The sequence below is a fragment of the Aquabacterium sp. genome (assembly GCF_050725395.1).
Taxonomy (GTDB): Bacteria; Pseudomonadota; Gammaproteobacteria; order Burkholderiales; family Burkholderiaceae_C; genus Aquabacterium.
The window spans coordinates 133,056-152,366 of record NZ_JBOHHL010000001.1 but is presented as its reverse complement, the minus strand read 5'-3'; the positions used below and the strand labels follow the sequence as shown (position 1 = coordinate 152,366).

The 19,311-nt window shown below is 65.3% G+C and carries 14 protein-coding genes; 10 read left to right on the top strand and 4 right to left on the bottom strand.

The window, feature by feature from the left end; all coding sequences use genetic code 11:
- Positions 1-100 precede the first annotated feature (100 nt).
- Together ACREB4_RS00685 and ACREB4_RS00680 are read right to left on the bottom strand one after the other, a co-directional pair.
- Complete coding sequence (locus ACREB4_RS00685; RefSeq protein WP_431586253.1) at positions 101-715, bottom strand: FxDxF family PEP-CTERM protein; 615 nt, start codon at positions 713-715, stop codon at positions 101-103.
- A gap of 154 nt (positions 716-869) precedes the next feature.
- A complete protein-coding gene (locus ACREB4_RS00680; protein WP_431586252.1) occupies positions 870-2,714 on the bottom strand; it encodes an ABCB family ABC transporter ATP-binding protein/permease in 1,845 nt (614 codons plus the stop codon).
- A 56-nt stretch (positions 2,715-2,770) separates the two neighbouring features.
- Between ACREB4_RS00680 and ACREB4_RS00675 the strand changes: the two genes are divergently transcribed.
- Complete coding sequence (locus tag ACREB4_RS00675; protein ID WP_431586251.1) at positions 2,771-3,193, top strand: acyl-CoA thioesterase; 423 nt, start codon at positions 2,771-2,773, stop codon at positions 3,191-3,193.
- Between the two features lie 10 nt (positions 3,194-3,203).
- On the opposite strand, the gene ACREB4_RS00670 is transcribed toward ACREB4_RS00675, so the two are convergent.
- Positions 3,204-4,898, bottom strand: a complete 1,695-nt coding sequence (locus tag ACREB4_RS00670) for a hypothetical protein (RefSeq protein ID WP_431586250.1) — start codon at positions 4,896-4,898, stop codon at positions 3,204-3,206.
- 164 nt (positions 4,899-5,062) lie between these two features.
- Between ACREB4_RS00670 and ACREB4_RS00665 the strand changes: the two genes are divergently transcribed.
- From ACREB4_RS00665 to fdhD, 3 genes are read left to right on the top strand one after another with little or no spacing between them, the layout of a single operon-like run.
- Positions 5,063-5,542: a glycine zipper 2TM domain-containing protein gene (locus ACREB4_RS00665; protein WP_431586249.1), complete on the top strand. Its 480-nt coding sequence runs from the start codon at positions 5,063-5,065 to the stop codon at positions 5,540-5,542.
- 29 nt (positions 5,543-5,571) lie between these two features.
- On the top strand, positions 5,572-7,929 hold the full coding sequence (locus tag ACREB4_RS00660; RefSeq protein ID WP_431586248.1) for an FdhF/YdeP family oxidoreductase: 2,358 nt from the start codon (positions 5,572-5,574) through the stop codon (positions 7,927-7,929).
- A complete protein-coding gene (gene fdhD, locus ACREB4_RS00655) occupies positions 7,926-8,720 on the top strand; it encodes a formate dehydrogenase accessory sulfurtransferase FdhD (protein ID WP_431586247.1) in 795 nt (264 codons plus the stop codon). Before ACREB4_RS00660 ends, fdhD begins: the two co-directional genes overlap by 4 nt.
- A 6-nt stretch (positions 8,721-8,726) precedes the next feature.
- On the opposite strand, the gene ACREB4_RS00650 is transcribed toward fdhD, so the two are convergent.
- Entirely contained in the window at positions 8,727-10,211 is a 1,485-nt protein-coding gene (locus ACREB4_RS00650) for a hypothetical protein (RefSeq protein WP_431586246.1), read from the bottom strand.
- Positions 10,212-10,365: 154 nt separating this feature from the next.
- Here ACREB4_RS00650 and ACREB4_RS00645 point away from each other — a divergent pair, with 154 nt between their 5' ends.
- From ACREB4_RS00645 to ACREB4_RS00620, 6 genes are all read left to right on the top strand, one after another.
- On the top strand, positions 10,366-12,213 hold the full coding sequence (locus ACREB4_RS00645; RefSeq protein WP_431586245.1) for a hypothetical protein: 1,848 nt from the start codon (positions 10,366-10,368) through the stop codon (positions 12,211-12,213).
- A gap of 25 nt (positions 12,214-12,238) precedes the next feature.
- Entirely contained in the window at positions 12,239-12,982 is a 744-nt protein-coding gene (locus tag ACREB4_RS00640; protein WP_431586244.1) for a 2OG-Fe dioxygenase family protein, read from the top strand.
- 4 nt (positions 12,983-12,986) lie between these two features.
- Positions 12,987-13,391, top strand: coding sequence for a DUF2946 domain-containing protein (locus ACREB4_RS00635; RefSeq protein WP_431586243.1), 405 nt, complete (start codon positions 12,987-12,989; stop codon positions 13,389-13,391).
- Positions 13,392-13,455: 64 nt separating this feature from the next.
- Positions 13,456-15,852 carry a TonB-dependent receptor gene (locus ACREB4_RS00630; protein WP_431586242.1) on the top strand — a complete coding sequence of 799 codons (2,397 nt, stop codon included), beginning with the start codon at positions 13,456-13,458 and terminating at the stop codon, positions 15,850-15,852.
- A gap of 10 nt (positions 15,853-15,862) precedes the next feature.
- Positions 15,863-17,197 (top strand): PepSY-associated TM helix domain-containing protein, encoded by a 1,335-nt coding sequence (locus ACREB4_RS00625; protein ID WP_431586241.1) that lies wholly within the window; start codon positions 15,863-15,865, stop codon positions 17,195-17,197.
- Positions 17,198-17,259: 62 nt separating this feature from the next.
- Positions 17,260-19,305: a TonB-dependent receptor gene (locus ACREB4_RS00620; RefSeq protein ID WP_431586240.1), complete on the top strand. Its 2,046-nt coding sequence runs from the start codon at positions 17,260-17,262 to the stop codon at positions 19,303-19,305.
- Positions 19,306-19,311: the final 6 nt, after the last annotated feature.

The window sequence follows — 19,311 nt, the reverse complement described above, 5'->3', positions numbered from 1 at the left end:
GCCCCGGCGCTTGCGGCATTGCAAAGGCGCCAGGGCTGCTTAAAAAGGAGGCAGAGTATAGCCTCGGGCTGCCCGATCGGGCAAGCCCCTAAGGTGAGGATCAGGCGGCTTTGGCCACCTTTCGGCGGGTCATCCAACCCAGGCCCGCCAGGCCCAGGCCGAGCGTCAAGGCCGTGCTTGGTTCTGGCACCGGCGTGGTGGACACCAAGCCAGCATAAGGGTTACCCTCGCCGCCATAAAGCTGGCTTGACTCCGTTCCGGTGATGCGCAATTGGTATTGCCCGGCTTGCAGCTCATTGGCGGCCAATTGGGTGGTGTAAGAGTAATACGTGTCGGTGCAATTGACCTGCTGCCCTTGGTAGACCTGACACTGGCCACCCTTCCAGGTCACCGGGTTGGGATTGAGCACGCCCGTCGCCACCAGGTTCGACTGCGCATCAAGCAGCGAATAACTCAGGTTCCAATTGAGCACGCCGCCCATCCCACCAAAAGAGGTGCTGGTCAGCGAAGCGTTCAGAGCGCTCTTCGTGGTCACCGTGAAGTTGTAGGTGTCGTCGATCTCCACGCTGCGCTGGCGGTAGTTCTCGCTGGTCACCGCTGGCAGCACTGGCGTGGCTGAAAACGAGGTGGGAGTGGTGGAGACCGTGCCCAGGTTGAAACTGGCCGCCTCGGCCTGGCGGGCCAGGCCGCCCATGGCCATCATGACGATGGCCAAGCTACACGCCTTGAAGGCGCTTTTCTTCATCGATTTCAATGTCATCTCCCTGTGACGTCATGGCGTCAAGTTGAAAAAAGCGTTCATTGAACGCCGTCCCATGTTGGCATGCCTTGCTTCGCTGTCAATGCACATGAACACGAGGTTCCCCCATTCAAAGGGCCGGCGCGGCCACCTGCTCGCTCTGCTGCAAACGCCACATCTGCGCATAGCGCCCGTCGGCCGCCAGCAGGCGCGCGTGCGTGCCGCGCTCGATGATACGGCCGGCCTCCATCACCAGGATCTCGTTGGCATGCACGATGGTGGACAGGCGGTGCGCGATGATCAGCACGGTCTTGCCCTGGGCCACGGCCGCCAGCTCGGCCTGGATGGCGCGTTCGTTGGCGGAGTCGAGCGCCGAGGTGGCCTCGTCGAACACGAGGATGGGCGGGTCTTTCAGCAAGGTGCGGGCGATGGCCACGCGCTGCTTCTCACCGCCCGACAATTTCAGGCCACGCTCACCCACCACGGTGTCATACCCACCTGGCACGTTGACGATGAAGTCGTGGATGCGCGCTGAGCGGGCCGCGGCTTCCACTTCTTCGCGCGTGGCCTCGGGCCGGCCATAGGCGATGTTGTAGGCCACCGTGTCGTTGAAGAGCACGGTGTCCTGCGGCACGATGCCGATGCTGCGGCGCAGGCTGTCCTGGCTCAGGCCGCGCACGTCGTGGCCATTGACGGTGATGCGGCCCTGGCCCGGCTGGATGTCGTAGAAGCGGTAGAGCAGGCGCGCCAGCGTGGACTTGCCCGAGCCCGAGGGCCCGACCACCGCCACGGTCTGCCCGGCCGGGATCTCGAAGCTCACCTCGTGCAGGATCGGCCGCTTGGGGTCGTAGGCAAAGTTCACGTGGTCGAAGCGCACCGAAGGCGGCCCCTTGAGCAACAAGGGCTTGGCATCCGGCGCATCGGCCACTTCACGCTCGCGCTCCATCAGGTTGAACATCTTGTCCAGGTCGGTGAGCGACTGCTTGATCTCGCGGTAGATCACGCCCAGGAAGTTCAGCGGGATGTAGAGCTGGATCATGAAGGCGTTGACCATGACCAGGTCGCCCACGGTCATGCGGCCTTCGACCACGCCCTGGGTGGCACGCCACAGCATCACGATCAGGCCGGTGGCGATGATGGTTTGCTGGCCCGCATTCAAGAAAGACAGGCTGCGCTGCGCCTTGACGGCCACGCTGCGCAGGCGGTCCAGGCTCTCGTCGTAACGTCGGGTTTCGAAAGCCTCGTTGTTGAAGTACTTCACCGTTTCGAAGTTGAGCAGCGAATCGATGGCGCGCGTGTGGGCCTTCGAGTCCAGCTCATTCATCTCGCGGCGAAAGCGCGTGCGCCAATGCGTCACGGTCACCGTGAAGCTCACGTAGACGACCAGCGCTGCCAGGGTGATCCAGGCGAAGGCCATGTCGAACTTCGTGGCCAGCAGGGTGAGCACCAGCACCACCTCGATCAGCGTGGGGATGATGCTGTAGAGCGAGTACGAGATCAGCGAATGCACGGCGCGGGTCCCGCGCTCGATGTCGCGCGTCATGCCGCCGGTCTGGCGCTCGAGGTGGAAGCGCAGGCTCAGGGCGTGCAAGTGCGCGAACACCTGCAGCGAGATGCGCCGCGCCGCGCCTTCGGTGGCCTTGGCGAAGACCAGCTCCCGCAACTCGGTGAACAGCGAGGTCGACAAGCGCAACAGGCCATAGGCCACCAGCAGGCCCACCGGCACCACCAGCAAGGCCTGGGCAGCGCCAGCGTTGGGCGCCAGGCGATCGACGAGGTTCTTGAGCAGCAAGGGCACGCCCACGTTGGCCAGTTTGGCGCCCAGCATGAAGGCCAGGGCCAGCACCACGCGGCCTTTGTAGGCCCACAAATAGGGCCACAGGCGCGACAAGGTGTCGAGATCGGAACGACGGCTTTCCGTTTTCGTGTCGGATGCCGGATTTTCAGGGGTCAAGGCGGTTGCGGTGCGGCGCATTCTGGAACAATCGTTTCTACCTACTCGTTGTGCGTCGATTGTCGACCGGATTCCCCATGACTGCTGCCTCCCCCCGCAATACCCTGCTCACCCCCCCCGACCTCTCGCCCGACATGGAGCTGGTCATGCGCGTGATGCCCATGCCCCGCGATGCCAATGGCAATGGCGACATCTTCGGTGGCTGGATCATGTCGCAGGTGGACTTGGCCGGGTGCCTGCTGCCCGCGCGCATCGCCAAGGGCCGCATCGCGACGGTGGCGGTCAACGAGTTCGTGTTCCGCTCAGCCGTGTCGGTGGGCGACTTGCTGTCTTTCTATGCCCGCGTGGACCGCATCGGCAACACCTCGGTCAGCGTGCACGTCGAGGTCTGGGCCGAGCGCCGGCCGTCCGATCCGCACCTGGTCAAGGTGACCGAGGCCAAGGTCACCTACGTGGCCACGGACAGCGAAGGCCGTCCGCGCCCCATTCCCAAGGACTGAAGAAGAAGCCTCAAGGCAGCGCGATGACGCCTTTGATGGACTGGGCCTGGTCGACGTTCAGGAGCCAATGAACCCGGGAGAATTCGTCCTCCAGCATGCCGGGGTCCTGCACGAAACCTTCCAGGATGCCGCGGCCCTGCTGGTCGATGTAATCCACATCCCCCAAGCTCAGCTCCCAGCTTGGGCTGCCCACGGGCATGGCCTGCGGTCCGAGCATCAGCACATCGCCGGTGACCAGGCTGTAGCTCCGCAGGCGATCCTCCCGGCATTGGTGGCTCTGGCCTGCCACGTCGCACCACAACAGGTGCGAGGTCGCATTGTCACCGTAGGCATCCACCTGGCGGCTGCCCACGCCGTAGAGATAACGAACATCCGAAGCCACCAGCTTGGGTGCCTGCGATGGCAGGTTCGCCATGAAAGCCTTGAGGGTCACGAACCTGTTGGAAGGATCGGCACCGTCGCTGGTGCCATAGACCACGGTTTCGCCAGACACGCCTGCCACGAAAAGGCCGGCAGGGCTCGGCACGGAAGCCACGGGGCGGGCCACACCCGTCTTGCTGAGCAGCCACAGCGTGCTGTCGGATGACGGGATCGGGGCCTCGGCACCGACGGGACCACTGCTGGCCGAATTGCCCGGCCCTTGGATGACCAGCAAGGACGTGGGCGTCTGCGCCTCCACGGAGACGGCGCCGCCGCCCGAAGGCAAGGTCGCCAAAGTGCTGACCGCCCCTTGCGCACTGATGCGCCGCACGTTCAAGCCCTCAGCGAAGTAGGCACCCTGGTCATCGACCGCCTGCACATGAACAATGTATGGATCGGCGAAAGTGATGATGGCCGGGCCGAGCGTGGCCACGCCATCGAGCCAGCTCAACACATGCACGGCCCGGTCCACGCGGACCAGCTTCTTGTGGGCATCACCTGGATAGGCGCTGAAAGGTCGAACCACCTGGCCCGTGAAGCCGCCCGACACCTCCTTGATCGCTGCCGTGGTGGCGTGGACGGCGCGCAAGGCCCGCAACTGCGGGACGTAGCCATAGATCCAGGTCAGTTCGCCCTGGGCGTTGTATTCCCAGACCAGCACGTCCTGGTCACCGAAAGGCGAAGCCACGGGCGCCGCGGTGCTTGCGAAGTCCGAGCGCACGAACATGTATTGGTTGTCCTGCGTTTGCTTGCAGTCTTGGTCGGCCCCGGCGGTCTCGACCCTAAGCCAGGTCGCGATGGCGTCCAGCCTGGCCGACTGGGTTTCCCGGATGGCGCAGGCATCGGCGAGGTTGGAGATGCGCGTCTCAACGCCCACCTGCGTGCCCACCAGGGGGGTCTGAAACAGGCGACCCTGGCCATGGCCGTCATCGCGGATGAAAAAGAGCACCGATGCGTTTTCGCGCGTGCCCCCTTGCCCATTCGCCGCGGGCGTGAACGCACCGGCCAGCTCGTGGCTGCCACCTTGGCCGATGTCGATGGTCTTGAACACGTCGCCGGTGTTCGGATCCACCAGGTAGAGCTCATGGGGAATGACTGCCGACTGCGAGGGATTCCCATCGATGACCAGGTAAGCCGTTTCGGCCACACCGTCCGCACCGGCCGCTTGCCGGTTGGGATCGTCCTGATGGGCCGTCTTGCGCGGATCCGATCCGCCACCACCACAGGCCGTCAACAACAAGGCCAACGCCAAGGCGCACCCATGGCGCCATCCACTGCTCGACATCACTGCTTGCCCCCTGGCATTCGTTTTGAAATTCGTGAGGAATTCTGACCATGCCCGAGCGTTTCGGGAATACCCGGAATCGGGGGCCGGCTCTGGCCCAACCCTGGCACAAGCGCGGTTGGGCGGCGAGGTCTAAACTGGCCCTTCACCCTGAGGAGACCCAGATGAAAAATGTCCTGAAAACCAAGACCCTGCCTGATCAAGGTCCGATGATGCGCACCGTGGGATGGCTGGTCGGCGCGGCTTTGCTGGTCGGTGGAGTGGGCATCGGCCTGCGCGCTGAAGCCGCAACCTCCAACAGCGTGCAATGCACCCCATCCACCTGCGGCGAAGTCACCTCCGTCACCGCACGCCAGGTCAAGGGCAAAGGCTCCGGCTTGGGCGCCGTGGGCGGTGCGGTGCTGGGCGGCCTGGCCGGCAACCAGTTTGGCGGCGGCTCCGGCAAAACGGTGATGACCGTGGGCGGCGCCGTGGCGGGCGGCTTCGCTGGCAACGAGGTCGAGAAAAACGTCAAGAAGAGCACCGTCTACCGAACCTCGGTGCGCATGGACAATGGCACGGTTCATGAATACACCCTGAACACGCAATACGCCGTGGGCGCCAAGGTGTCGGTCGTCAATGGCCGCGTGAGGGCGCGCCACTGACACTCACTTCCTGAAAGCAGTCCCGGGTCATGAGCGACCAGAAGATCGACGTCTACCCCTACCCCGCCGGCGGCTGGGGCGCCCTGCGCAGCGTGGCGCATCAGCTGAAAGAGCAGGGCATCCCCGCCAAGGGTGCCCGCACCCTGCTCCACGCCAACCAGCCCGATGGCTTCGATTGCCCTGGCTGCGCCTGGCCCGACCGCAACCACGGCTCGTCCTTCGAGTTCTGCGAGAACGGTGCCAAGGCCGTGGCCGCCGAAGCCACCGCGCGGCGCTGCACACCCGAGGTGCTGGCCCAATACACCGTGCGCGAACTGGCCGCCCAATCCGATTATTTCCTGGAAGGCCTGGGGCGGCTGACCCATCCCATGGCTTATGACGCGGCCAGTGACCGCTACCGGCCGATCGCCTGGGATGCCGCTTTTGAACTGATGGCCCGCCACTTGAAGGCCCTGCCCGATCCCAACCAGGCGCTGTTCTACACCTCGGGCCGCACCAGCAATGAAGCGGCTTTTTTGTACCAGTGGTTCGTGCGTGAATACGGCACCAACAACTTCCCCGACTGCTCCAACATGTGCCACGAGCCCAGCGGTGTGGGCCTCAAGGGCAGCATCGGCGTGGGCAAGGGCACGGTCACGCTGGACGACTTCACGCTGGCCGACACCCTCTTCATCTTCGGCCAGAACCCGGGCACCAACCACCCTCGCATGCTGGCCGAGTTGCGGGCGGCGTCCAAACGCGGCGCGCGCATCGTCAGCTTCAATCCCTTGCGCGAACGCGGGCTGGAGCGCTTCGCCGATCCGCAAAGCCCGATCGAGATGACGACCGGCGGCTCCACGCTCATCAGTTCGCAGTACTTCCAGCCGCGCATCGGGGGCGACTTGGCCGTGGTCAAGGGCCTGCTCAAGCAGCTATTGGCCTGGGACGACGAGGCCCGCCTGTACGGCACGCCACCGGTGCTGGACCACGCCTTCATTGCCGAGCACACCACGGGCTTCGAGGACTTGGCTGCCGACCTTCGGGCCGAGGACTGGGACGTGATCGTCCTCGAATCAGGCCTGAGCCGCCCGCAACTGCTGGAAGCCGCGACCGTGTTGCGCCATGCCAAGCGCCTGATCGTGTGCTGGGGCATGGGCATCACGCAGCACCCGCACGCGGTAGGCACCATTCAGATGCTGAGCAACCTGCTGCTGGTCGGCGGGCACATCGGCAAGCCAGGCGCGGGCGCCTGCCCGGTGCGCGGCCACAGCAATGTGCAGGGCGACCGCACCATGGGCATTGACGAAAAGCCCAGCGAAGCCTTCCTGGACCGCCTGGAACAGGTGCTGGGGTTCACGCCGCCACGCGCGCATGGCTTCGACACGGTGGAGGCCATCGCCGCCATGGCCGAGGGCCGGGCCAAGGTCTTCTTCGGCATGGGCGGCAACTTCGCGGCCGCCACGCCCGACACGCCGCGCACCTGGGCCGCCTTGCGCCGTTGCGACTTGACCGTGCAAGTGTCGACCAAGCTGAACCGCAGCCACGTGGTGCACGGTCAGGCCGCGCTGATCCTGCCCTGCCTGGGCCGCACCGAAACCGACGCACAGGCCGCTGGCCCGCAAAGCGTGACGGTGGAAGATTCGATGAGCATGGTGCACCTGTCGCATGGCACGAACGCGCCGGCCAGCGAGCACCTGCTGTCCGAACCCGCCATCGTGGCGCGCCTGGCCGAAGCCACCTTGGGCCCGCGCCAACGCTGGCAATGGCTGGTGGAAGACTACGACCGCATCCGCGAACGCATCGAAGCCACGCTGGACGATTTCGCGGGTTTCAACCAACGCGTGCGCACACCGGGCGGCTTCCGCCTGCGCAACACCGCCAGCGAGCGCGAGTGGGCCACGCCTTCCGGCAAGGCACGCTTCCACGTTCACCCAATTTCGCAAGACACGGCCGTGCACCAGGCGCGCCGGCACCACCCACAGGCCACGGTCTTCACGCTGGCCACCATGCGCTCGCACGACCAGTACAACACCACGCTGTACGGCCTGGACGACCGCTACCGGGGCGTGTGGGGTCAACGCCGCGTGGTCTTCATCCACGCCGACGACATCCAGGCACTTGGCTTGCAGGCCGGTGACTGGGTCGACTTGCACACCATCAGCACCGATGGGATCGACCGGAGCGCGGCGCAGTTCAAGCTGGTGGCCTACAACATCCCGCGTGGCTGCCTGGCGGCCTACTACCCCGAGACCAACCCACTGGTGCCGCTGGGCAGCGTGGCCGAAGGCGCGGGCACGCCGACGTCCAAGTTCATCCCGGTGCGACTCACCGTGGGGCAAGCCCCGTTGAACGAGCCCGCGGACCACTGCGGCCTGCCGGAAGGCTCGCCGGAAAGCGCACCCGCATGAACGACGCTGGTTGGTGTCTGAAGCCCGTGCAGCGCCGCGGCCCGAAAGGCATGGGGGCCCCAGCGGAAGAGGCCGTCGCCGAAGAAGCCCCGGTGGCCTTGCTGTTCAATGGCGTGTCGCACGTGGTGATGATGGCGACCCCTTTGAACCTCAGCGAGTTGGGCCTGGGCTTTGCCTTGAGCGAAGGCCTGCTGGAAGATGCCTCACAGTGCTATGGCATCGACGTGGTGTCCACGCCACTGGGCTGGGAAGTGCGGCTGGAGGTGGCCACGCGCAGCTTCGCCCACCTGCAGGAGCGCCGCCGGCAAATGGCCGGCCGCACAGGTTGCGGCGTGTGCGGCATCGAAAGCCTGCAGCAGTGGGCGCAAGCACCACGCCGTCCTCCGCATTGGGCACCTTCCGAACTGGCGCCCGAACACGGTGCCTTGCAGGCCGCTTTGATGGCCTTGCCTGACCACCAGGTGCTCAACGCCCGCACGGGTGCCCTCCATGCCGCCGCCTGGTTGTCGCCCCAGGGCCAACTGCAAGAGGTGTTCGAAGACGTTGGTCGGCACAACGCGCTCGACAAACTGCTGGGCCACTTGGCCCGGTCAGGCACGGCCATGAACGAGGGCTGGGTGCTGATGACCAGCCGCGCGAGCCACGAACTCGTGCACAAATGCATCCGCGCGGGTGTGCCTTTGCTCGCCACTGTGTCGGCGCCCACCTCATTGGCCATCGACGCCGCCATCGCGGGGCAGTTGCGCCTTTGGGCCTGGTGCCGCGACGGACGTTTCAGCAGCTTCGCCTGAAACTTTTCAGCGCTTGTGCTTTTTGTAAAGCCCCATCAGCGCCGCCCGCAGGGCAGCCTGGTCATTGACAGATACATCGATGCCTTCTTCGAGCACCTTGATCGACGCCTTGCTGGCGGAGGTCAGTGAAGGGGCCACGGACGCGACAAACTGCTTGCCCAATTGTTCCTGCTGGGCGTTGAAATAGTCCATCGTCATGTTCTGAGCCTGGAGCGTGTTCAAGCCACCGCCTCCCTGCTGGAGCTGCGAGTTGTACATGCCCAGACTGGCCACGGTGCTGGCCCACATCCCCAGCATCCGCTTGGTCTGCGCGCCATAGGCATCGTCACGCGCCTGCCGGAACTTGCCTCCGAACCTGCCGGCGAACACCTCACGGGCGATGGCTTCGTCACGCCTGGCGCGGATCACCACTTCTTGCGCGTGGATGCGTTGGATCAATGCCATGTTTTGCCGCTGCGTTGCGGTCAGCGCACGGCCAGCGTCCAAGGCTTCCGCGATGGGGGCGTCAAACACGCGGACGTAGTTGGACATGATCTTGGGATGCAGATCCCGGGCATTCACCACGGGCAGCGCCGAGACCGCCACCCGAGCGTAGTTCTCCATCTGCAACAAGAGGGGTGCCTGATCGGCATCGGCCAGTTTTTGCGGCCGGCTGCTCTTGACATAGTCACTCATCGTTGCGCCGGCGATGTGCCCGTCGGAGTAACTGAGCACCCGAAAGAGCGATGTCTCGTCCTGGGACAATGGCAGGCCAAGCTTGGATCGGCGGCCAGGGATGCCGTCGGGGCGAACATCACCGTCCAGGTAGAAACTGGACTGCAGCGCATTGCGCGGCTCTCCGCCGCCCACGCAGTCAAGTTGCTTGAAAGCCGATTCGGTGGGTTGATGGGTCACCGTCGAAACCAGCAGGCCGCAGTTGCCCGGAGACCGGGACGGGGCAGTCTGAATCGAAAAATTAAAAAAGAATGCCAGCAAGGGGGCATCGGCCGCAGTCAGTGTCCACAGATCAAGGACCAGGTCCGGACTGACCGCCGGATCGGCCAAAGGCCTTTGCCTGGCCTCGCCAAAACCAGTGACTTCAACGGCTTGAGGTTCCAGCAGAACCGTGCTTTGGGGATGCGCCCGTCGAAGGGCCCAATAAAGCTCGGCGGCAAAATAGGTCGACGAGAGTTCGGTGTATTCGGCGAAAGCGGGAAACCCAGGGAAGTCGGCATAGCCGACCACACGCCTGACCCAATTGACATTGTTGTCAACCAAGGTGGGTTTGGCCGCAGGCAAGACCACGGCCGGCCAGCGAATGACATAAATGCCACCGTCCATGGTGCTCGGCGCTGCGCTGGTCTGAACCTTCGGCAGGAACTCAGGCCCCTCTTGCCCGGTGTTGAAAATGGCCTTGTTGGCACAACCCCCGAGCAGAAAAATGCTCACGGCCGACAGCAGCATGGCGCGCGCCCTGCGGGAAGCCTGCGGCCCGAAACGATATTTCGGCATCACATCATCATGGATCCACATCGCTGCACTCCCTCGCGTTGATACGCCAGCATGGATGGTCAAAGCTTGTTGTTATATTAACTGGCGCTCGACCACGGCAACGCTTTTGAGTTAGGGGGGCCACATGGCTGATCACGGGTCAACATCGGCAACCTTGCCAAGCCTCGCCTTGGCGCTGACGGCGCTCTCTGCGCAAGCGGCTCCCCCATCGGACGACCCGCTTTCCAGGGATTTCTATTCGAAGTACCCGGCAGCCACGGCCACCATCAAGCGCGAGCCCGGGAAGAAAACCGAACCGCCCACGCAAGCCGAACTGGCCAACTTCGACGCCTTCCTTGATCGGATGAGGGGCGCGCGTGATCGGCTTCAAAGCCAATGCCTGGGCGGCCAATCCAAGAACATGACCCGGACATTCAACGGCCAAAACATCCTGGTGCTGCCAACACTTTTCGCCGAGTGCGAAGCAGATGCCAAGACGCTGAGTTCGGGCGGTTCCGTGCACGACCAGACGGTGATCCCGGGCCTGATGCGGTACTGGAATGCCTATTGGAATGCCCAATACTCGCCCCCCAAGGGCGCAGCCTCTGACTTGCAAGCATGGCGTGACAAAGCCGGCCGCATGACCCGCCTGGATCCACCCCAGTGCAGCGGCATGGCGGGCGTGCTCATGGACGAGCTGGCCAACGGCCCCAGTGAGAGCCCCCGGAAGACTTTTGAAAAGTACTTGCCGCTGTGCGGAGACGCGTGGGCAAAGATGTTCGAGTCCAGCTTGCCCAAGCCCAAGCCTGCCGCCCAATCCACCGACCCATTTTCACGAGATTTCTACGCGCTGTACCCGAAGACCACTGGCACGTGGGCCGCGGTGCCCGGCAAGGGCGCGCCGCCGCCAGAGTCCGGCATCAAGGCTTTCGAAAACCACCTGGCCACCCTGCGGGACATCCGCGATCGCTTTCGGCAGGACTGCATCGGCCCGAACGCCAGCTTGATGATCCAACAGCGCCGCGGGGTGAACGTCCTGGCGTGGCCGGATCGATTCGATGCTTGCGAAAGCGACGCTGGCAAGCTGTTCGAGCCTTTGGGCCTTTTCGATTCGAACATGGCGAAAACCTGGAATCCCTACTGGGGCGCCAACTACGCTCCGCCACGCGGGGATGCCGCGGACCTGGAGAGCTGGAAACGTTGGAAAGGCAAGCTCGTCAGGTTCAACAGCGGATGCGAAAAAGCATCATGGCGAATCATCCACAGCGGCGAACCGGGCTTCCCTGACACGCCCAAGCAAATCCACGAACAGATGAAAGGCCGTTGTGGCGCGCAGTGGGCCACCATCTTCCAACCCACCGAAGAGGCCGCCGCGAAGGAGGGCAAAAGCCGTGCGGACGACGACTTCGCCGAGATCGATCGAGGCCAGTACCAGAAGGGCCAGACAGCGCTCTCCAAAGGTGAACAGGAGATGCGGGATGCCGTCCAGGCGCGCGCATCCAGCCACCCCAACCTCACCGAAAAACTCACGTCTTACAACCATTTGACCGAGAAGGCAGGTTCGATTGGCGGGGTGCAGATTTTTGGCGGAGAGAACGGGCAGATGCTGGAAATGGCCGTGAGGAGCGCAGGGGGCTCGGCAGGCGCCATGCCGCCTTCCTCGACGGAATGCAACCTGCAGGCTGAAGAAGATCATTTCGCACAGCAGCTCAAGGCCCTTGAAGGCAAACTCTCAAAGTTGTCGATAGAACAACAACAATGCATGGCCGCGCGAACTTACAGCCAAGGGCTTCGGCGCCTGGTGGCCGCACAGCAACGCTGCGGTCAAGCCAGCAATGCGGCCAAGAACCAGGCTTCGCTGAATGATGTCCTGCGTCAAGAGCGGGATCTCTGCACAACGGCGCCCCCGCCCCAAAGATCGGCGCCCCCATCGCAGCAACCGTCCACACGGCCCAAGCCAGCACCACCCGCGGTCAACCCCCGCGGTTCGGGAAAAAGCCGTTGCGGCGGAAATGTGTGCTGACTTTGAAGCATGCGACCATTGGCGCATGAATGCCGTCAAGCCCACCTCTCCCGCGGACCTGCCCGCCCAATTGCAAAGCCAAGGCTGGGCCTTGCTGAGCCCTGCCGACTTGCTGCCCGCCTTGGACGTGGGCGAGCCCGAACTCGAACCCTTGCGTGCCACCTGGAACCACCTGCCGGCCGATGCCCACCTGCGCGACGGCGGCCACTACCGCTTCCGCCGCCACAGCTGCTATGTGCTCGACAACACCCTGGGCACGCTGACCCAGGCCCCGCACCGCGCTCACTGGCAACCGGTCACCTACAACGCCCTGCACGGCGGTTTCGAGCGCTGGTTCGAACCCATCGAGGCCGGCGTCAGCCAGCACCCTGCCTGGCAAGACCTGCTGCGCCTCCTCGGCCAGCAGTTCAACGCCGCCAAACCCGTGCCGCGATGGTTCATCGAAGCGCACCAATTCCGCGTCGACACCGCGGGCGGCATCGGCCGCCCCACGCCGGAGGGCGCCCACCGCGACGGCGTCGACTTCGTGGCCGTGGCCATGGTCGGCCGCCACCAGGTCAAGGGCGGCGAGACCCGCGTCTTCGAGGCCGATGGCCCGCATGGCGTGCGCTTCACGCTCACCGAGCCTTGGAGCGTGCTGCTGCTGGACGACGCCCGCGTCATCCACGAATCCACCCCGATCCAGCCCCTGGGCGAACATGGCTGGCGCGACACCCTGGTGCTGACCTACCGCGCCGGTGGCTTCCAGGGCCCGAGCACGTACACTTGAGGCCATGGTCTTCACACGCCTTCACCGCCGCTGGACTGCCTGGCTCGCCATCGCCGCGGTCCTGCTGGGTGCGCTCGTGCCCACGGTGTCGCACGGGGTGCGGGCCTGGTCGCACGCGCCGGTCAGCTGGGTCGAGGTGTGTTCCAGCACCGGCTTCAAGCTGGTCGCGGTGACGGGTGTCAAAAAGGCCGACGCCGGCCGTGGCTTGCCCAGTGGCGAACATGCTGGCGAGCACTGCCCCTTTTGCCTGCTGCACGCCAACGATGCCGCCGCATTGCCCAGCAAAGTGCCCGCGCTGGCCTTGAGCACACCCGCCACCGACGACCTGCCTTTCCTTTTCCTGCACGCCTCACGCGGCCTGTTCGCGTGGGCGCCAGCGCAGGCGCGCGCCCCACCCGCTTCCGTCTGATCCGCCCTTGAGCACCGCCCCGCCCGTTGTGGCCTGGCGGACCTGATCCGACCGGAGTTTCCACATGCCTTCATTCAATGGACGCCTCAGCGTCCTGGCCTTGGCCTGCGCGGCCAGCTGTTCCTGCCTCCACGCCCAGGGCGTGGCCACCGAGACCGAACTGGCGCCCGTCGTCGTCACCGGCAACAAGGGCGCGGCCCGCAGCGGCCTGCAAAGCCTGGCGCCAGGCTTGCCCGGTTCCACCGCCAGCAAAACCGCCGAGCAACTGCGCGACCAGAACCTGGTCAACCCCGAAGACGCGCTGCAGTACCTGCCCAACACCACGGTGCGCAAGCGCTACATCGGCGACCGCAACGCCTTGCTGGCCGGCCGCAGCTTCGGCACCTTGCAGCCTTCGCGCGCGCTGGTCTACCTGGACGGCTACCTGATCTCGAACTTCCTGGGCCGCTTCGACGCGCCGCGCTGGAACATGGTCTCGCCCGAAGCCGTGGAACGGGTGGACGTGCTGTACGGGCCTTATTCGGCGCTGTTCCCGGGCAATTCCATCGGCACCACGGTGGCGGTGACCCAGCACGCGCCCAAGGGATTGGAGGCCTCGGGCCGCGTGATTGCCGCGCGCCAATCCTTCAGCCAGTATGGGCAGCGGGATCACCACGACAGCGGGCAGTTGTCGCTGCACCTGGGGCAGAAGCTGGACACGGGCCTGTGGTTCACCTTCGACGTGAACCACCAGGATTCGACCTCGCAGCCGATGCAGTACGCGGCGGTGTCGGCGGGAGCCAACGGCACGTTCCCAAGCTATGCCAACCCGTCTGCCACGCCCACGGCCGTGACGGGCGTGGTCTACGACACCGATCCCAAGGGGTTCAAGCGGGCCATCTTTGGCGCCAATGGCGGGGCCATCGACCACACGGTGCAAGACACCTTGAACCTGCGCGCCGGTTACCGTTTCACACCCATGGTGGAAGCCAGCGTGATGGGCTCGTGGTGGGGTAACACCACCGAGATGCGCAATGCCACCTTTTTGCGCGATGCCGCTGGCAACCCCGTGTGGCAAGGCAGGCAGGTCGCGGCCCAGAAGAATGGCAGCAGCACAACCGGGTCCTACTACCTCGTCAGCAGTGACGGCAATGTGTTTGAACTGCCTGCCAACTCCTTCGCGCCATCCACCCGCGACGAGCTCCACCAGCAAATCGGCCTCACCCTCAAGACGCGCCACGCCACCGGCTGGAACGGCTCCGTGGTCGTCTCCGACTACCGCATCCTGAACGACGAAGCGCGCCAGGCCAACAACCCGGACCCGGTCGCGGCCCAGGGCGGCGCCGGCACCCTCACCCGCCGCGATGGCACGGGCTGGAACACCCTGGAACTGCAAGGCACCTGGACCCCCAGTCCGGGCGACTGGACCGGCGGGCGCCATGCCCTGGCCTTCGGCCTGCACCGCAATGCCTACCAGCTGGACAACACCGTCGAAACCCTGGCGAGCGATTGGCGAGCCGGCAGCGGCACACTCGACCAGTACTTTGGCGGCAAGACCGAAGTCATCGCGCTGTACGCGCAAGACGCCTGGCGCCTGCACGACGACGTGAAGCTGACCCTGGGCTGGCGAGAAGAACAATTCCGCGCTTTCGACGGCACGCAGAAAGGCGCACCGGCCTACGCCAGCCGCACGCTGCAAGGACACTCACCCAAAGCCGCCCTGGCCTGGAGCGTGCGCGACGACGTGACCCTCAAGCTCAGCGCGGGCCGCGGCGTGCGCTTCCCGAACGTGGAAGAGCTCTACAACGGCACGGTCACCGCGACCTCCATCACGCAGTCCGACCCCACCCTGAAGCCCGAAACCTCGGACGCGGTCGAATTGAGCGCCGAAAAAACATGGGCATCGCAACGCCTGCGCATGGCCTTGTTCCACGACGAAGTGAAAGACGCCATCCTGCGCCAGACGACCACCGATGCCAGCGTCTGCCAGTCCAACATCGCCACCACCAGCTACACCTGCGTGCAGAACGTGGACCGCGTCAAGACCAGCGGCATCGAGTTCGCCTGGCAGGCACAAGACTTGTTCATCAGTGGCCTGTCCCTGGACGCCACCGCCGCCTTCACCAACTCGAAAATCGCGGCCAACACGAAGGACCCGGCGTCGGTCGGTAAGTGGTGGTTGCGCGTGCCGCGCGAACGCGTCACGCTGCAAGCCGCCTACCAAGTCAACGCCGATTGGCGCGTCAGCGCCGGCTACCGCCACGAAGGCCGTGCCTACAACGATGTCTACAACGCCGATGTGCACCCCGACGTGTATGGTGGCGTCTCCAGCGTCAACCAGCTGGACCTGCGTGGCAGCTGCCAATTGACGAAACAGCTGGAGGTGGCGTTGGGCGCCAACAATGTGTTGGGTGCCCATGCCTACCAATCGCACCCTTACCCCGGTCGCACGCTGTTCGCCGAACTGCGCTTCAAGCTGTGAGGAGACCCCGATGAACCCCAGCCTACACCGCCTGTTCTGGCGCCTGCATTTCTGGGCCGGACTCGTCAGCGCCCCCATCGTGGTCTTCGCGGCGCTGACCGGCCTGCTCTATGCGCTGTCGCCACAGATCGAGGCGCGACTGTATGACCACCTGGACCAGGTCAAGCTGCCAGCCGGCGGGTCGCCGCCCATGGCATCGCTGGACCAGCAGGTCGCCGCTGCCCTGGCCGGCCACCCCGATGAAGCCTTGCGGTATGTGGTGCCCGCCCATGGCCCGCGCGACAGCACGCAGGTCTACCTTCAAGCGCCCCATGCGCACCACCACCCCGGCGGCGAGCACGACCACGGCCTGCCCACGGGCAGCGTCGTCTACGTGAACCCTTACACGGCCCAGGTGCTGGGCCAGTTGCCCGAATTGCAACGCTTCAAGACCTGGTCCAAGAAGCTGCATTCCAGCGCCTTGCAAGGCGACGGCTGGCGCTGGCTGATCGAGCTGGGCGCCAGTTGGATGCTGGTCCTGTTCGCGACCGGCCTGGCATTGTGGTGGCCCAAGCCCATCGCGCAAGGTGGTGCCGGCTGGCGCGCCCTGTGGCCACGCTGGGGCCGCGGACGGCTCACCTGGCGCGATCTGCATGCCACCGTGGCCATCGGCTTCGGCCTGCTGACCGCCACGGTGCTGGTCACGGGCCTGACCTGGGCGGAGCACAGTGGCGACAACTTCCGCGCCGCCCAACAGGCCCTGGGCCAGGCCGCGCCCAAAGCCCCGAAAACGCTGCGCTCGCATGCGGAGGCTGGCCACCCGCCTTTGACTTGGCAAACCCTGCATGAACGGGTGCGCGCGCAAGCCCCCGACATCAGTGTTCAGCTGACACCGCCCATCGGCATGGACGGCGTGTGGCGCGCCGAAAACTTCGACCGCGCGCAACCCAGCAAACGCTTCGTCGCCATGTTCGATGCCTACTCGGGGCAGGTCCTGTTCAGCAGCGGCTGGGACCAGTTGCCCGTGCTGGCCAAGGCCACCGCCGTTGGCATTCCTTTCCACCGGGGCGAGTTCGGCTGGTGGAACCAGGCCTTGCTGATCCTGGTGGCGCTGGCCTCGGTGTTCTCGGTGGCGTCGGGCCTGGCGATGTGGTGGCTGCGCCGCCCCCGCGCGGCCCTGGCCGCCCCGCGGCTGAACCGCCAGGCCGTGCGCCAACTACCAGCCAGCACCTGGTGGTGGCTGCTGCCACTGGCCACCGGCCTGAGTCTGGCGCTGCCGGTGTTCGGTTGGAGCCTGGCGGTGTTCATGGGCATCGAGGTGCTGCGCCTTGCCTTGGAAACAACACCTGCCAAAGCACCTTCATGAGTCCCGCCCTACCATGGCGCACTTTTTTATGCCCGCTCGACGCCTCCGACGAAAGCCATGACATGACCGCTCCTTTCGCCCGCACCTGCCTGGCCGCGGCATTCACCGCCTTGGGCGCACCCTGGGCCTTGGCCCAGGCCACCGCCGAGCTGGACACCATCACGGTGCACGGCAACTACAACAACGCGGTCGGCACGTCGGATGCCGCCAGCCAAGGCGTGGTCACGGCCAAGCTGCTGGAAAGCCGCCCCACGCTGCGCCCCGCCGAGGTGCTGGAATTCGTGCCGGGCGTGATCGTGACGCAGCACAGTGGCGATGGCAAAGCCAACCAGTACTTCCTGCGCGGCTTCAACCTCGACCATGGCACCGATTTCGCCACCTTCGTCGATGGCATGCCGGTGAACATGCCCACGCACGCCCACGGCCAGGGCTACAGCGACCTCAACTGGCTGATCCCCGAACTGGTGGAACGGCTGAACTACCGCAAGGGCCCCTATGCCGCCGAAGACGGCGATTTCGCCTCCGCGGGCTCGGCCCGCCTGCGCCTGTTCGACAGCCTGCCCCGTGGCATCGCCTCGCTCACCGTGGGTGAGAACAACTACCGACGCGCGCTGGTGGCCAACAGCACCGCGCTGACCACGGGCCAGTTGTTGTACGCACTCGAAGGCGCCCAGAACGACGGACCCTGGGAACACCCTGAAAAATTCCACCGCCTGAACGGCGTGCTGCGCTACAGCCTGGCCCAGGGCGACACGAAGTCATCGCTGACCGCGATGGCCTACGCCGCCCACTGGAACTCCAGCGACCAGGTCCCGCAAAGCGCGGTGGACAGCGGCCAGATCGGGCGCTTCGGCACCCTGGACCCCAGCGACCGGGGCCGCACCCGGCGCTTCAGCCTGTCCTACGACCTGCTGCATTCGATGGACGATGGGGACTTCAAGCTCAATGCCTACGCCATCCAGTCGCAACTCGAACTGGTGTCCAACTTCACCTACTTCCTGGACAACCCGGTGGATGGCGACCAGCACGCCCAGGCCGAGCACCGCAAGGTCGTCGGCCTGAACACCAGCCGCAGTTGGAACACCACGCTGGCCGGTCACGACAGCACCCACACCGTCGGGCTGCAAGTGCGCCACGATCGCCTGGGGCCGGTGGGCCTGTACGCCGCCCAGGATGGCCAGCGCCTGGACACCAACACCCGTGAAAGCACCGTGCGCCAGACCAGCCTGGCCCTGTACGCCGAGAACACGACCCGCTGGACACCGTGGTTCAAAAGCGTGGCGGGCCTGCGGGCCGACCAGCTCCATGTGGACGTGGGCCGCACGACCAACATCAGTGCGGGCGACAAGACCGCCAGCCTCGGCAGCCCCAAGCTGTCGCTGGTGTTCGGTCCGTGGGCCAAGACCGAGTACTTCGTCAACCATGGCCAGGGCTTTCACAGCAACGACGCGCGCGGCATCGTCAGCGCGGTGGACCCGGCACCCGCCTTGGTGCGCTCCAAGGGCGTTGAGCTCGGTGTGCGCAGCGAGCTGATTCCCGGCCTGCAAACCTCGCTGGCCCTGTGGCAGTTGAACCTGGGGTCCGAGCTCATGTTCGTGGGCGATGCCGGCGTGACCGAGCCCACCGGCGCCAGCCAGCGCCATGGCATCGAACTCAACAACCACTACGTGGCCACCCCATGGCTGCTGTTCGACCTGGACATCGCCGCCTCCCAGGCCCGTTTCAAGGACGTGCAGGGCGATGCGCCCAACGCAGGCCGGTACATCCCCGGGTCCGTGAACACCGTGGCCTCCTTCGGGGCCACCATCACCGAACTGGGTCCCTGGTTTGGCCAGTTCCAGTGGCGCTACTTTGGCCCGCGCGCGCTGATCGAAGACAACAGCCAGCGGTCAAAGTCCACCTTGCTGGCGTACACCCGAGCCGGCTACAAGATCAGCCGGGACCTCAAGCTGTCGCTGGACGTCTTCAACCTGTTCGACCGCCAGGCCAGCGACATCGACTATTACTACGAATCACGCGTGAGCCCCACCGCGGACGCCAGCAGCCAGGTGCATTTCCACCCGGTCGAGCCACGCACCTTCCGCCTGACCTTGAGCGCGAATTTCTGAGCAAGC